The sequence below is a fragment of the Mycobacterium sp. AT1 genome (assembly GCF_002043095.1).
Taxonomy (GTDB): Bacteria; Actinomycetota; Actinomycetes; order Mycobacteriales; family Mycobacteriaceae; genus Mycobacterium.
In genome coordinates, this window is the sequence record NZ_MVOC01000048.1 from 105175 (window position 1) to 120566 (window position 15392).

Annotated in this window: 12 protein-coding genes and 1 pseudogene; 8 read left to right on the top strand and 5 right to left on the bottom strand. The window is 67.6% G+C overall.

All coding sequences use genetic code 11. The features are described from left to right. Positions 1–79: 79 nt before the first annotated feature. Together B1790_RS22040 and B1790_RS22045 are read left to right on the top strand one after the other, a co-directional pair. Positions 80–1582: an APC family permease gene (locus B1790_RS22040; protein WP_079925393.1), complete on the top strand. Its 1503-nt coding sequence runs from the start codon at positions 80–82 to the stop codon at positions 1580–1582. Next, complete coding sequence (locus tag B1790_RS22045; protein WP_079925395.1) at positions 1582–2544, top strand: carbon-nitrogen hydrolase family protein; 963 nt, start codon at positions 1582–1584, stop codon at positions 2542–2544. Before B1790_RS22040 ends, B1790_RS22045 begins: the two co-directional genes overlap by 1 nt. Here B1790_RS22045 and B1790_RS22050 read toward each other — a convergent pair. Beyond that, a complete protein-coding gene (locus B1790_RS22050) occupies positions 2439–4160 on the bottom strand; it encodes an amidohydrolase family protein (protein WP_079925398.1) in 1722 nt (573 codons plus the stop codon). The genes B1790_RS22045 and B1790_RS22050 overlap by 106 nt on opposite strands. Before the next feature lie 47 nt (positions 4161–4207). Between B1790_RS22050 and B1790_RS22055 the strand changes: the two genes are divergently transcribed. The 6 genes from B1790_RS22055 (at position 4208) to B1790_RS22080 (ending at position 9089) form a co-directional block, all read left to right on the top strand. Beyond that, positions 4208–4591: a VOC family protein gene (locus B1790_RS22055; RefSeq protein WP_079925486.1), complete on the top strand. Its 384-nt coding sequence runs from the start codon at positions 4208–4210 to the stop codon at positions 4589–4591. A gap of 29 nt (positions 4592–4620) precedes the next feature. Next, positions 4621–5145, top strand: a complete 525-nt coding sequence (locus B1790_RS22060; protein ID WP_079925400.1) for a mycothiol transferase — start codon at positions 4621–4623, stop codon at positions 5143–5145. Then, positions 5142–5720 carry a PA-phosphatase gene (locus B1790_RS22065; protein WP_198952083.1) on the top strand — a complete coding sequence of 193 codons (579 nt, stop codon included), beginning with the start codon at positions 5142–5144 and terminating at the stop codon, positions 5718–5720. Before B1790_RS22060 ends, B1790_RS22065 begins: the two co-directional genes overlap by 4 nt. Before the next feature lie 9 nt (positions 5721–5729). Next, the gene (locus B1790_RS22070) at positions 5730–7241 is read left to right on the top strand and encodes an aldehyde dehydrogenase family protein (RefSeq protein WP_079925401.1); all 1512 of its coding nucleotides are present in this window, start codon (positions 5730–5732) and stop codon (positions 7239–7241) included. Positions 7242–7335: 94 nt separating this feature from the next. Next, positions 7336–8202, top strand: coding sequence for a polyphosphate kinase 2 (gene ppk2, locus B1790_RS22075; protein WP_079925402.1), 867 nt, complete (start codon positions 7336–7338; stop codon positions 8200–8202). A 32-nt stretch (positions 8203–8234) separates the two neighbouring features. Then, positions 8235–9089, top strand: coding sequence for a hypothetical protein (locus tag B1790_RS22080; RefSeq protein WP_079925403.1), 855 nt, complete (start codon positions 8235–8237; stop codon positions 9087–9089). On the opposite strand, the gene B1790_RS22085 is transcribed toward B1790_RS22080, so the two are convergent. The 4 genes and pseudogenes from B1790_RS22085 to B1790_RS22095 form a co-directional block, all read right to left on the bottom strand. After that, a complete protein-coding gene (locus B1790_RS22085) occupies positions 9086–11680 on the bottom strand; it encodes a LuxR family transcriptional regulator (protein ID WP_079925404.1) in 2595 nt (864 codons plus the stop codon). The genes B1790_RS22080 and B1790_RS22085 overlap by 4 nt on opposite strands. A gap of 113 nt (positions 11681–11793) precedes the next feature. Then, positions 11794–12897 carry a catalase family protein gene (locus tag B1790_RS35055; protein WP_198952087.1) on the bottom strand — a complete coding sequence of 368 codons (1104 nt, stop codon included), beginning with the start codon at positions 12895–12897 and terminating at the stop codon, positions 11794–11796. A 24-nt stretch (positions 12898–12921) separates the two neighbouring features. Next, positions 12922–14700: pseudogene (locus B1790_RS35060) on the bottom strand (peroxidase family protein); the annotation flags it as partial. 78 nt (positions 14701–14778) lie between these two features. Next, on the bottom strand, positions 14779–15369 hold the full coding sequence (locus B1790_RS22095) for a hypothetical protein (RefSeq protein WP_079925408.1): 591 nt from the start codon (positions 15367–15369) through the stop codon (positions 14779–14781). Between the last annotated feature and the right edge of the window lie 23 nt (positions 15370–15392).

A 15392-nucleotide genomic window follows, 5' to 3' on the forward strand; every position in this document is an offset into this window, starting at 1 on the left:
ACCTGTGCAGCTCTTGACACCCCGATCACACTTTAGTTAAATCGTGATTTAACGAATAGTTTTCTCGCAAGGAGCGCCAATGTCCCTTCATCCGTCTGCCGCCCGCGCGGAATCCCCGTCGGACCCAACCGGCAAGGGTCTGCGCACGAATTCGGTCGGACTGCTCGCCGTCGTCGCGCTGGGCCTGGCATCGGTGGCGCCCGCTTACAGCATCGCTGTCACGCTCGGCTTCGTCGTCATGGTCGTCGGGCACCTTGCACCCGCCGCCCTCTTGGTCGGCTTCATACCGATCCTGTTGACGGCGTTCGCGTTTAGAGAACTGAACAGGGAGATGCCAGACTGCGGCACCACGTTCGTATGGAACACCAGGGCCTTTGGTCCATATGCGGGCTGGCTGTCCGGAGGTTGGGTCGTGCAGGTCGCGACACTCATCGCGATGGCCGCACTCGCCCGCGTCGGCGCCGGTTACCTGCTGACGTTGATCGGCTTGGAGTCGTTGGCGGACAACGACGTTGCGGTGATCTCCACCGCCGTGCTGATTCTCGCCGCCGTCACGGCGATTGCCTACCGTGGTCTACAGATTGCCGCCGAAGTCCAGTACGTGCTGCTCGGTCTGCAGCTGGTCGCGCTGTTCGGTTTCGGTGCGGCGGCATTCGCCCGCCCGGGGGCCGAGGCGCCCAGCCTGTCCTGGCTCAACCCGCTGGCGTTCGACGGCTTCGGCCCGTTCGCCGAAGCCGTGTTGCTGTGCCTGTTCATCTACTGGGGCTGGGATGCGCTCATCACCGTCAACGAGGAGACGAAGGACAGCGACCGAACTCCTGGCCGGGCAGCGGTGCTCTCCACCGTGCTCCTCTTGGGCACCTACCTGTTCACCGCCTTCGCTGCAATCAGCTTCGCGGGCACGGGAACCGACGGTCTGGGGCTCGGCAGCGCCGACAACGCAGCCGACGTGCTCAAGACCCTCGGACCACCGGTGCTCGGCGCCGCGCTGGCGAAGGTCGTCGAACTGGCGATCTGCGTGTCGGCGATCTCGGCACTGCTCACCTGCGTGATCAGCAGCCCGCGCACCACGCTTTCGATGGGAAGTCACGGAGCACTTCCCAAGGCGTTCAGCCGAATTCACCCCACGTTCCGCACCCCCGCCTTCGGCACGGTGTTCTTCGGTGCGGCCGCCGCAGTGCTGCTCACGGTGTTGGCGACGGTGTCCGACAACTTCCTCGGCGACGCCATCCTCTCGGTCGGTCTGCTCATCGCCTTCTACTACGGGGTTACCGGGCTCGCCTGCGTCTGGTACTTCCGCCGCCGGTTGACGGCTTCCGTGCGCGACCTGTTCCTCCGGGGCATCCTGCCTGCCGTCGGCGGCCTCATCATGCTGGCGGCGTTCGGCCGCAGCGCGCACGACATGCTCGCGCCGACCTACGGCGCGACGTCGTTCCACGGCGTCGGCGGGGTCTTTCTGCTCGGCGTCGGCGCCATCGGCGTCGGGGTGGCGGCAATGATCGTGGTGCGCACCCGATTCCCCGGCTTCTTCCACGGCGGACGCGAGGCCGTCACCACCCTGACACCAACCGAGGACAACTGATGCGAACACTCACCATCGCCGCCATCCAGACCGCTCCGGTGGCCTATGACACTGCAGCCAGCTGGGAGCAGTTCCGCGACCAAGTCCATGCTGTGCGCGACACCTTCCCCCACGTCGAGCTGATCGTGGTGCCCGAGCTGATGCTCGCTGCCGAGGCGCCGCTTCTGAAGGCGCGCGCGGGATGGATGCAGGAAGCGGCCGAGCCCATCCCCGGGCCTACCACCGACCGAATGTGCCAGCTGGCCAAGGAAACCGGACTGTGGCTGATACCCGGCACGCTTTACGAGCGAGGTGACGACGGCGAGGTCTACAACACCGCGGTCGCCGTCTCCCCGCTCGGTGAGATCGCCGCGACCTACCGCAAGGTGTTCCCCTGGCAGCCGTACGAACAGACGACCCCAGGTGGAGAGTTCGTGGTCTTCGACGTCCCCGGCGTGGGCCGGATTGGCCTCGCGATCTGTTACGACGGGTCGTTCCCCGAGACCGCCAGGCAGCTGGCCTGGCTCGGTGCCGAGGTGATCATCCAGCCGACCTTGACGACGACGCGCGACCGCGAGATGGAAGTGGTCTGCGCCCGTGCCAACGCGTGGGTCAACCAGCTGTTCGTCGTGAACGTGAACGCTGCGGATCCCGCAGGTGTTGGGGGCAGCTGCATCGTCGATCCCGAGGGCACCGTGCGTCAGTCGGCCGGCAGTGGCGAGGAGGTGCTGATCGACTGTCTGGATCTGGACACCGTGACCCGGGTGCGGACTCACGGCTCCTTCGGTCTGAACCGGCCGTGGGATCAGCTCGCTCGCCACGGCGCGGACGTCCACCTGCCGATGTATGGAGGGGCCATCTCGACCCCCGCTTGGCATCAGACTGGTGCGGACTGCCTGCCCCGCACCAGCTTGCCCGGACGTGCCGACGTCGGCACGCCGTTCTCGGCGATGACCTCACCGGACACGACCGTCGCGACGTAACCGTCGGCGGTCTGGTCGAGTCGACGACCACCCGCGGGCAGATCGCGGACGATCACCGGCTTGTGCAGTGTCAGCGCGGTGTGGTCGACGACGTTGAGGTCCGCCTTGTAGCCGACGGCGATGCGGCCTCGGTCGGCAAGGCCTGCCACCAGGGCCGGCGCCGACGTCAACTCGCGTACGGCTTCGGCCACCGTCAGCCGGCCCGATGGGCGGTCCCGTGCCCAGTGGGTCAGCATGTACGTGGGAAAGCTTGCGTCGCAGATCATTCCGTAGTGCGCGCCGCCGTCGCCGAGGCCCAGCACGACGTCGTCGCGCTTCACGAGATCGGCCACGGTGTCCAGTGAGCCGTCGCGAAAGTTGGCGAGGGTGATCAGCAGCATGGCGTGTCCGTCGTCGTCGAGGACCCGGTCGTAGGCCTCTTCCAGCGGGCTGACGCCTCGGGCCCGCGCGCGCGAGGCGATGCTGTCGGCGCGGTCGGGCTCGTAGTTGGGCGGCTCGCCGAGGGGGAACATCCACTCCCAAGCCTGCGCGGCGAACATCAACGGATGCCCGTCGGATGCCGGTGTGTCGGACAGAATGCGTTCCCGCACTTCGGGTTTGCGCATCTCGGCGACTCGCTCGACGAGGGGGAGTGCCTCGAGCTCGCGGTAGCTCGGGTAGAGGATGAACGGATTGCCGGACAGTTCGAGGCCGATCACCAGGCCGATTGGTCGCGGAAAGACCTGCGCCGACACGTCACCACCGTCGGCATTGGCCTTCTCGACCAGATCGAGGCCGTCGAGGAAGAACGGGTCGCCTGCGTTGCCGATCGCCAGCGTGAACGTCACCGGCAGGCCGACGTCCGCCGCGACGCCGAACACCGTCTCCAGGGCAGGGCCGAAGTCCCCGGCGATCAGGTCGGGCACGAACTGGATGAGTCCCCCTCCGGCGTCCTTGAGGCCGCGGGCGATCGCCTCGATCTCGTCGCGTCCGGCGTCGAAACTCGGTATGGGCTGGCCGCTTTCGCTCTTGTGAAGCGTCAGCCGTGACGACGCGAAGCCGAGGGCTCCGACCTCGACGGCCTCGGCGGCGATCGCGCGCAACTGGGCGAGGTCGTCGGCGGTGGCGGGCTCGCGGTCGACGCCGCGCTGCCCCATCACGTACACCCGCAGTGGTGAATGTGGAAGAAGTGCGGCCACGTCGATGTCCCTGGGACGGCCGTCCAGTGCGTCGAGGAACTCGGGGAACGTCTCCCACGTCCACGGCAGACCGTCGGTCATGACGACGCCAGGAATGTCCTCCACACCTGCCATCAGGTCGACGAGGGTGTCGTGGTCCTCCGCGCGGCACGGCGCGAAACCGACGCCGCAGTTGCCCATCACGGCGGTGGTGACGCCGTGCGCCGAGGACGGCGTCATGCGGTCCGACCAGATCGCCTGGCCGTCGTAGTGCGTGTGAAGGTCGACGAACCCGGGCGTGACGAGCAGGCCAGTCGCGTCGATCTCCCGCGTCGCGTCGCCGTCGACCGTGCCGATTGCGGCGATCACACCGTCGGACACCGCGACGTCGGCGACGAACGGCTCACCGCCGAGACCGTCGACGATCGTGCCGTTGCGGATGACCAAGTCGAAGCTCATATGCCGAATCTACGGCGGTGTCGGTGGTTCATGCCACGATGAAATCCATGATCGACCACTTCGGAATCGTCTGTGCCGACTACGCGAAGTCCGCGTCGTTCTACGACGCGGTACTCGCGACGATGGGCTACACCCGGCAGATGGAGTTCGGGCCTGCCATCGGCTACGGCCGCGACGGCAAGCCGGACTTTTGGATCGAGGACGGCGCCGACCGGCAGGTGGGCGCCGCAATCCACTTCGCATTTCAAGCCGCCGGAGTCGACGAGGTCACGGCCTTCTACGCCGCCGCGACAGCGCTAGGTGCGGAGTCCCTGCACGCGCCGCGCCTCTGGCCCGAGTACCACCCCGGGTACTTTGGCGCCTTCGTCAGGGACCCCGACGGCAACAATGTCGAGGCCGTGTTCCACGGGGCGCCGCCGGCGGACGGCTGACGTCACCGGCACCGAGTAGCGTCGCAACCATGTCTGATTCCGACATCTCCGTTGCCCGTGAGCTGCTGCGCGATTCGTTCACCCGGCTGGCCGAACACGTCGACGACCTCGTCGACGTGTTGACCGACGACGTCGCCTACTACCGGCCCACCCCGAACGCCAACACCGTCGCCTGGCTCTTGTGGCACAGCGCGCGGGTGATCGACGCCCAGCTCAGCGAGATCGCCGGCGCCGACCAGGTGTGGTTCCGCGACGACTGGGCCGGCAGGTTCGACCTCGACCTGCCCAAGGACTCGAGCGGCTACGGCCACGACGCCGAACAGGTCGCCAAGGTGCGCGCGTCGGCGGATCTGCTCGGCGGGTACTACCGCGCCGTGCACTCAATGGCGCTGTCGTACGTCGCCTCGGCCACCGCGAAGGATCTCGAGGCGATCGTCGACAAGCGATGGACGCCACCGGTGACCGCGAGCGCCCGCATCGTCAGCATCGTCGACGACTGCGCGCAGCACCTGGGTCAGGCTGCCTACGTTCGGGGTCTCGTCGGCGACAGATGAGTCCGGTGCTGAAGTGGTGGCCGGCCGTCGGCCTTCCGCTGATGGTGGCGCTTGGGCTGGGGGTCGGCGACCGTTCGACGCGCGTCGACGACTGGTTCGTCCGCAACGGGTGGAACGCGCACCCCGTTCTCGGCAAGCTGCTGTTCTTCACCGAACCGCTGCTGCTTCAACTTCTGTTGGTCGCCGCCGTTGCGGTGGCGCTCTATCGGCGGCGCTGGCGGCTGGCCGCGGTGGCGGCGCTGACGCCCGTGGCAGGGGTCGTCGCGGTGCGGGTGCTCAAGCGTCTGTTCGGCCGCGAGCGAGAGGGCGCACTTGCCTACCCGAGCGGGCACGTCACGGTGATGATGACGGTGCTCGGTGTGGTCGTCTTGGTGTGGGGGGTGCGGCGATGGTTGCTGCTGGCGGCTGCGGTGTTCGCCGCGCTTGGCGCCGCAGGTCAGGCGCTCACGTACCACTACTTCACCGACGCGATCGGTGCGGTGCTTCTCGGTAGTTTCCTGGTGGTGCTGGCCGCAACGGCGGCCAAACTTGACGGGTGTCAACCCCGCTGCGATCTAGATCACAGCAACGGTTAGCATGAGGTCATGACTGCTACGCCCGAAGTCGACGCCGTCGCGAAGATCCTCAACCCCGCCACCGGTGAGGTCGCCGGCACGGTCCGGTGGTCCGACCCCGCGGACGTCGCCCGTGTGGCGGCTGGACTGCGCCAGTCGCAACGCGAGTGGGAAGCCCGCGGCGCCGCGGGTCGCGCCAAGGTGATCGCTCGTTACGCCGTGTGGCTTGGTGAGCACCGCGACGAAATCGAGTCGCTGCTGATCGCCGAAACCGGCAAGTCGGCGACCGACGCGGCGCAGGAAGTGCCGCTGCTGATCATGATTGCGTCCTACTACATCAAGACGATGGAGAAGGCGCTGGCGCCCGAGACCCGACCGGCGTCGCTGCCGTTCCTCTCGGTCAAGAAGATCGCCGTGCACTACCGCCCGCGGCCGATCGTGGGGATCGTCGCGCCGTGGAACTACCCGGTCGCCAACCTGCTGATGGACGGCATCGCCGCGCTCGCAGCAGGGTGCGCCGTACTGCTCAAGCCGTCCGAGCGCACGCCACTGACCGCTGAGCTGCTGCTCCGCGGCTGGCTCGACTCCGGCGCTCCCGAGGTGATGGCGATCGTCCAGGGCGCGCGCGAGGCGGTCGAGGCCGTCGTCGACAACTCCGACTACATCCAGTTCACCGGCTCCAGCGCCACTGGCGCGAAGGTGATGGAGCGCGCCGCCCGCCGGCTCACCCCGGTCAGCCTCGAGCTCGGCGGCAAGGACCCCATGATCGTGCTCGAGGACGCCGACGTCGAGCTGGCCGCCAACGCCGCCGTGTGGGGCGCGATGTTCAACGCCGGCCAGACGTGTGTCTCCGTCGAGCGGGTCTACGTGCTGGAGCAGGTCTACGACGAGTTCGTCGAAGCCGTCGTCAGTGCGGTGAAGAACCTGAAGATGGGCGCCGGGGAGGGCTTCGACTTCGGAGCCCAGATCGACGACAGCCAGGTGGACGTGACGGCCAAGCACGTCGACGACGCCATTGCCAGGGGTGCCAAGGCGCTCACCGGCGGCGTGCGGCCGACCGGCCCCGGCAGCTTCTACCCGCCGACCGTACTGGTCGACGTCGACCACTCGATGGCGTGCATGACCGAGGAGACCTTCGGTCCGACGCTGCCCATCATGAAGGTGGCCTCCGTCGCCGAAGCGGTGCGGCTTGCCAACGACAGCCCTTACGGACTCAGTGCTTCGGTGTTCTCCCGCGACGTCGAACGTGCCAATGACGTTGCGCTGGAACTCGATTGCGGCGCCGTCAACATCAACGACGTGATCTCCAACCTGATGTGCACCACCGCACCCATGGGCGGCTGGAAGACCTCGGGCATCGGCGTGCGCTTCGGCGGTGCGGAGGGTCTGCGCAAGTTCTGTCGCCAGGAAGCCATCGTCGCCCCGCGGACCAGTGCCGGCGCCGGCGGCAACTACTACAACAACTCACTCAAGTCGTTGAAGCGGATGAACGCGATGATGACGAAGTTCGCGTTGATCCGCCCGAAGCGAACGGCCAAGTAGCGGCCCACCCAACGCCGTCGAGCGTGGGCGCTGAGGCACCGTCCGTTCACCTTGGCGTCACCCCCAATTGGGTCTGGGTCGCTACGTTTCGCCGGTGACCCTGGACGCCTCTGCCCTCAACGGCTACGCCGTGCGCGACGACGACGACGACGATCCCGAGCTGATCATTCAGCCCACCGGCGAAGTCGTCGACACCTGGCGCGAGAACTACCCGTACGACGAGCGCATGAAGCGCGAGGACTACGAGGAGCAGAAGCGGCTGCTGCAGATCGAACTGCTGAAGCTCCAGAAGTGGAGCCAGACCAACGGTCTGCGGCACGTCATCGTGTTCGAGGGGCGCGACGCCGCGGGCAAGGGCGGCACCATCAAGCGGTTCATGGAACACCTCAACCCCCGCGGTGCCCGCGTCGTGGCGTTGGAGAAGCCCACCGAACGCGAAACCACGCAGTGGTACTTCCAGCGGTACGTCAAGCACCTTCCGGCCGCGGGCGAGATCGTCATGTTCGACCGGTCTTGGTACAACCGCGCCGGCGTCGAGCGCGTGATGGGCTATTGCACCGGCAGGCAGCACGCGGAGTTCATCAGGCAGGCGCCGCTGTTCGAGCAGATGCTCGTCAACGACGGCGTCAGCCTCACCAAGCTGTGGTTCTCCGTCACCCAGGCCGAGCAGCGCACGCGGTTCACCATTCGTCAGGTCGACCCGGTGCGGCAGTGGAAGCTCTCGCCCACCGATCTGGCCTCGCTGGACAAGTGGGAGGCCTACACCGCGGCCAAGGAGGACATGTTCGCGTGGACGGACACCGAGGTGGCGCCGTGGACCGTGGTCAAGAGCAACGACAAGAAACGCGCCCGCATCAACGCGATGCGCTACGTCCTAGGTAAGTTCGACTACGACAACAAGGATCACGAGGTGGTCGGCCGCGCCGACCCGCTCATCGTGGGACGCGCGCTGGCCGACTGACCGGCCCGCGAGCCGGACGGAAGGACGCACGCATGCGATTGCTCGCGGCCTTCCTGCTGTGGGTTCTCGCCACCGTCGCCCTGGCCGTCGCAGTCCCCGCAACCTGGGCTCAGCACAACCTCGTCGACCGGGACGGCTACTCCGCTCTCGCCACGTCCGCAGCCAAGGACCCCGCGGTGCAGCAGGCGATGGCCGCCGCGCTGACCTCACAGCTGATGACGTTGTCCGCCAACGCCGGTTACTCGAGTGCCGACGTCAACGAGACCCTGCTGAACGGAGCGGCCCGGGCCTACACCAGCGGTGACGCGTTCCCCGGCCAATTCGCGCTCGCCAACCAGGTCGCCCATCGCTGGCTGTTCACCGACTCCGTCGGCGTGTCCGACGCGTCGGGACGGTGGGAGATCGACCTGTCACCGATGTTGGCGGACAGCTCATTTCAGCAGACCCTCGCCGACTACGGCATCAAGGCGCCCGAGACACTGCAGATACCCCTCACCGAGAACATCTCCCAGTCGTTGCGCCCCGGCAAGTTCCGCGAGGTGGCGAAGTGGGGTCCGTGGGTGAGCGTCGGCACCGCGGTCTTGGCTGGCGTGTTCGCCCTGTTGACGTTGGCCGTGGCCAAGCGGCGAGGTAAGGCCCTTGGCGCCCTTGGCGTTTCGGGACTCGTCGTGGGGGCCGCCGGTTGGGCCGGAATCGAGGTGGGTAGGCGGTACGTCGACGACGGGCTCGCCGCCACCTCCGACGACGTCAGGAACGTGGCCGGCGCCATGGTCGACCACGCGATCGGCAGTTTGCACCTGTGGCTGAATCTGACCATCGCCGCAGGCGCCGCGCTGGTGTTGTTCGGCGTGCTGGTGTCGATGCTCGGCGGGCTGCGGCGCACCTAACCGTCGGGCCGGACGATCCTGCCCAACTCCTCGCGATCAGTGACGTCGAGTTTGATGCAGGCGCGGTAGATGTGGCCCTCCACCGTGCGCACCGACACCACCAACCGGTCGGCGATCTCGCGGTTGGTCAACCCAGCCGCGACCATGGCGGCGATCTCGCGTTCCCGCGACGTCACCGGCAACGGGGCGGCCGCCGCACGGATGGCGGGGGTAACTGCGCCGCCGCACAGCGCCGCTAGACGAAGCGCCCGCGCGGCGGACTCCGAGTTGCGGCGACGGTCCCCCGCGCGGTGGTGCACGGCCGCCGCCTGGGCGGCCGAATCGGCGGCGGACAAGAGGAATCCGGCGTCCTCGAACGCTGCGCTGACGGAGTCCAACTCCGCCCCGTCGGAGGTGGCGACGGCTAGTGCGTGCCGGGTGTACAGGTCGGCCAGCGGCCCGGCTATGCGGTTCTGAAGCGAGCGCAACCGTCCGGCGACCCCGCGGTCGCCGAGGCGGGCAAGGTGGTGCAGGGCCTCACCCTCGACGGCGTACTGGCCCACCCGGTGGGCCAGTTCTGCTGCCGCCCTTGCCAAGTCGAGGGAGGACCGCTCGGCTCCCTCGGCGGCGGCCAGCCACGATCTGGCGATCAACGCCTGCGGCTCGTGGATTGCGACGCTCGGGCCGCTGTGCTCGGCCGCCTCGGCAAGCACCCGTGCGGCCCGCTCGACGTCGCCGAGTGCCGAATAGCTCTTGACCAGCAACAGCCGCGCGGGCAGCCGCCACGGCAGCGAGGCTTCCGCCGCCAACGCCGCGAGTGCCTGCTCGATCGCGCTGATGGCGTCGGGGAATCGACCGCGGTACGTGGCGACGACGCCCGCGGTGATCCTGGCGATCGCCCACCCCAGCCGCTGCCCCGACGACGAAAAGGTCGCGTAGTCCGCCGCCCGTTCGTCGGCCAGGTCGAGCTGGCCAACGGAGGTCAGCGACAGCACGTCGCCGTAGCGCACCATCACCTTGATCATGCCGTCGGTGGACTTCTGCTGCGCGCGGCTCTTCGCGGCGATCGGTTCGAACTCGTCACCGCGGCCAGCCACCGGCATGGCCAATCCCGCACTGAACGCGGCGAACTCGAACGCCTGCTTGGGTGCGTCGGGATCGGACAGCACCGCCTCGGCGATGGCCAACCCCTCGTCGATTCTGTTCTCGTGGACGGCAAGTGCGGCCGACGTCGCCTGGACGACGAGGCGAAGCGCGGGGTGCTCGACCCGGTCGGCGAGGATGCGCATCACCGAATGTGCCTCTGCGACGGCGCCCATCGACCAGAACAGGATCGACACTCGCGGGATGCCCCACTGGACCAGTTCGAGTTCGTCGAGGCCGGCGGGATCGAACCCGGCCAGAATGGCGTCGGCCTCGGCGGGGCGACCCTGCCACATCAGTGCCCGCGACAGCACCTCCGCGGCCCTGAGCCCGCCGTCGTGCTCCAGCGCGGTGCGGGCGAGCTGCTCACCGAGCGGAATGTTGGACAGCGATATCGCGTCCTTGGCGGCGGTGATCAACAAGTTCGTGTCCGGCACCTGATCACTGCCGACGAAGAGCTGGGCCAACTTGATTCGGGCGGCGCTTGTGTCGGCCGGGCGATCCCGAAGTGCTGTGACGATCGTGCCGCGCAGTCGCCGGGCCGACGCCGTGCCGGTGCGCTGCCGGACGACCTCGCCGTACAGCGGGTGGCTGAAGCGCGCGTTCAGCTGAACGCCGTCGCGCGTGACCCGGATCAGGCCCTGTTCCTCGGCGGCGTCGACCGCCTCTTCGCCCGCAAGTGCGCACAGGGTGTCGATGTCGCATGGCTCGCACAGCGACAGCAGTTTCAGGGTCGTCATCACCTCGGCGGTGGCGCGGTCGAGACGATTGGCGAGCAGCGACGCCAGGCCCGAGGAGATGACGGTCGACCCGCGGAGCTGCCATACGCCGGAGACCTCGGTCAGCGTGCCCGCGTCGACCGCCCCCTCCACCAGGTGGCGCAGGAACAGTGGATTGCCGCCCGAGGAGTTCCACATGACGTCGGCGCTGAGGCCTTCGAGGCGACCACCGAGCACCGTTTCGACCAGCGCGACGCTTTGTTGTTTGGACAGCGGGGCGAGTTCGAACCGCTTGAGGTAGCCGTCCTTCCACAGTGACGTGACCGCATCGGGGACGGGCTCACCGCTGCGGACCGTCGCGACGAAGCGGGCGGCCCCCTCGACGGCGAGCTGGTGCACCAGGGTGGCAGACAGGTCGTCCAGCAGATAGGCGTCGTCGACTCCGATGGTCGTGTTCGGTTGCCCGAGAAGCGATTCCCGGGCCGAGGCGATCAGCGCCAGCGGGTCACGCGAGCCCGACGGGGGGACTTGGTGGGCGAACACGCCGAGCGGGATGCTGCGGGCCGACTCGGTGCAGGCGATCCAGTGCACCTCTGACGGCAACGTCGCGACCACGCTGCGGGCCAGGGTGGTCTTGCCGACACCGGCCGGGCCGACGAGCACGACGCCGCCACTGCCCGGGTCGGTGAGCGCACGGCTGATCGCGTCGAACTCCCCCGGGCGATCCAGCATCTGCCATTGGCGCGCCATGCTCAGCGAGTCTAAGTGGCAGGTCTGCGGCGCGTCGCCTATTCAGCAGGTCCCGCCACGAGCCGCCGCGGCACTGAGATTGCCTGCGCCACCGATCATTTGCTGGGCGGTGTTCAGTCGGGGAGTTCGGAGACGTTGGCCGGCTCGCGACGCTCCACGCCGTTGCGCGCGTGCCGGAAGTCGCTGGAGGCGTCGTAGACGAGCTTCTTGAGACGGTTGATCGAGCCCAGCGGACGGTGCGCGGCCAACCCTCGCCACGAGTTGAACGAGAGTACGTCGTCGCCGTACTGCCGCCGCTCCTTGGTGTCCGGGTTCTGGGCGGGAAAGGTGAGCTTCGCGACGCCGCGGTGAGGCGAGAGTTCCTCTGGCCAGTCGACGGAGGCGTCCTCGACGGGCATGGCGTCGAGGTCGGTGCACAGCTGAATTTGGAACTCGTACTCGGCCCCGTCGGTGCGGAAGTAGTCCACCACCATGTCGCGGTGGGCGTCGTCGCCTGCCATGGGCGGAACCACCTGGTGCTGAATTGATTTCACCGACTCCGACAGCGGGACCACGGCGAATCTTGCGATGTAGTCGCCGTACCGCAATGCCGATGAGGAGAAGTAGGACTCCCCGAGCACCGGTGTGTTCGGTCTGGCGAACAGCTGCAGCGCCATGGGCAACTGCAGCCCGACGCGCGGCAGTATCCGGTTGCCGAGAAATGCGAAGATGCGGCTCGCGAACTGCAGTACTCCGTCGGGGGTGCGTGCCAGCAGCTTCGCCAGCGGCATGCCGCGCTTCAGGTAGGCCGCGGCGTCGGCGAACGGAAACTCGCGGTGGGTGACCAGGATGAAGTCCTGAACGGCGGTGTCGTCGTCGGGCAGGATCTTGGCGCCGGGGACGCCGATGACCTTGATTCCAAGACCCCTGATGCCCTTGGTCTGGTCGCTGCGCAGCGCGCCCGCAGTGCTCGACAACCGGGCCACGACGGGGTAGCTGGCCGGCTCGGCGAACAACCCCTGCCTGAGCTCGTCGGGCAGGTCGGGGTAGACCGTCAGTTCGCCGCGCAGCAGCCCGTGGCCCTTGGCGTGGGCGTCGCGGATGCCGTGGCGGTACTTCTTGAAGGCCCACACGTTGTTGTCGTGCAACGAGGCTGCGATCGCGTCGACCAATCCGGCTTCGTCGACGCCGGGTCGTTCCACGTCCTCGCGGTAGCGGACGTACGTGGCGTCGGTCACGGGTGCTCCGTCCTCGCGGACCGCCGGGGTCCACGGCGCAAAGGGATTCTTCACTCCCGCCAGTGCGGGTTCCAGTTCGGGAAAGTGCCGGAGCAGTACGGTTCGCATCGAGTTGTCGGCGATCCAGTCCATTCCGGCCGGTGTGTACACCTCGGGTCGGAAGTCCCTGGTGAAGAAGCGGTCGCTTTCCAGTCGACGCGACGCCATCAGGATGAAGACGCGAAAGGCCGTGTCGCTGAAACCGAATCCCGGTGGCTTCGGCTCGGCGTACATGCCGACCATGAGGTCGACCCGTTCGACGTCGCCGTAGACCTCTTCGAGCTCGCGGGCCCACACCGGGTCGTCGGTCAAGTCGGCGAAGGTGGCGGCCGGCTTGAGCCGGAACAGGCGGCGAAACTCGTTGTAGCGCGGCACTCCTCGCTCGCGAACCCGCAGCACGTCCACCGCGGCGAGGTCGATCTCCCGACCGTCGCGCACCATCGCGGTCAGCTGGACGGGGTAGTTGTGCAGCGTGATGGCGCCGGGGTGCGACCGCCCGAACGAGTAGAGCAAGTCGGCCATCGGTGTCTCCGCCAGCCGTTCGCGGACCTTCGCGAACTCGAGGTCGACGAGTTGGTGCTTGGCGAGCACGCGATCGTCGGTCGCGGACCGGAACTCGTAGTCGTCGGGCAGCAGGGGATGCATGCGGTACACGGCGACGAACTCCTCGGTCAGGGAGTAGGGGACGTCGTGGTGGTCGGTGGGCGAGCCGGGGATGCCGGTGAACACCTCGTTGTCGGTGAACCGGCGGACGAACGGGTTGAGCCGCTCGCCGAAGAGGCCAAACCAGTTGGCGCGCATCGCAAATGTCGTCGTGGGGTGGGAGATGATCGCAGGCGTCCAGTCGATGGTGTGGATCTTGGCCATCAGCGCCGCGTTGACAAGGCGGGCCCTGTCGTACAACTCCTGGTCGGTCAGGTGGGGATAGTGCCCGGCGAGGACGTCGCAGATCGCGTTGTGTTCACGCATGAACAGTGAGTGCAACAGTGCCAGCCCGACCCAGAAGTTGCCGACGACGCCGGTGGGGTCGAGGGTCGCCTCCAGCGCGGCGGGCGGGAGGCCGAGCTCGTCGACCAGCAGCTTGCCATTCTCGAACGAGCGCAGCGCGTCGGCGAATTCTGTTGAACCGCCGTAGATTTGGGACCCATCCCACCAGTGGGTGTCGTCGGTGACGAAGGTCGGCGGACCGTGGGGGTCGGCGTCGGGATCGGTCTTGGTCCGCTTGATCTCCATCTGGTGCTCGTCGCCGTCGTCGTCCTGCGTCGCGATCCGCCAGGGATCGTCGTCCGAGGTCGGATGGCTCAGCCAGTCGTGGACCTCGAATTGAATCCAGGCCGCTGCCAGCAGGTTGAGCGTGGTCGCCGGCTGAAATTCGTTGCGGCGCAACAGGCGGCGGCTGATCAGGCTGGGGCTGGGGCTCAGCAGCGCGTCGTCGTCCTCCCGGTGCACCTCGGCAAGGGGCACGTTGCGCCCGAACCGGCAGCCCTGAGCTCCCATGAGCGGGTCGACCAAGTCGTTGTAGGTGCCGTCGACGGTGCGGGCGGTGCGGTAGCGGCCGTCGCGTACCGGTGGCGGCGCCTTGCCAGGGTCGCGCCCGGTGTCGTACAGGTTCTCCGCGCGCAGTCGGTACCGCAGACCCACCAGCACCGGGATGCCGAGCGCGGTGGGCAGTCGCGACCACCCGATCGTCGCGTCGACCCGCTCGGCGGCGCGGCCCAGCAGCTGAGCCGACCGTCGTCGCAGAGGAGGCCTGACACCTGCCATTCCCGAACGCTACTGCCGCTGGCCCCGTCGTCGGAGAGTTTTCGACCGCGTCAAGGGTGTGCGAGGTGCAGGGCGGAGTCAGGGTCTCGTCGAGCGCTTACCTATGAGGTACGCCGTGACATAGGCAAGCACGGGTAATAGGAGTAGCGGAATCGAAGCGATGGTGGTGACTACCAGCTGGACGTATTGGCGCCGCGCCACCGAAAAGCCCTCGTAGCCATCAATGTAACCGGTGACCGCGATCGACGCCGCGACGAACAATCCTGCCCCAACCGTTGCCGCCGTCGCCCCTTGCGCCATCGCGACCGCCGCCGCGGCCAATGCGAAGAGGGCGATGGTCCACCAGAACTTTGGCGCAGTGAGAACGTTGCCGTAGGCGTCTGGAGGTGGCGGGGTTACGACCGCTGCGCCGTCCGGGCGGTTGCGATACAGCGTGTAGGTATGGATCCGGCCGTCGATCTTGATGTAGCTGGTGCGTAGGTAGGCGTAGAGGAGTGCCGTTCCGGCGCATGCACAAGCTCCGACAACCGTTGATCGCCAGCCACGTTCCGTGAGCGAAACCGAAATGAACAGCGACGTGAGCAACCAGCTGCCCCAGTACACGCGGCGTTCGAGGCGAATGTCTTTAATGAAGATAATTGAGAGGCCCCCGACGACACCAAATGCCATTCCGACGAGAAGGAGGGCGTCGG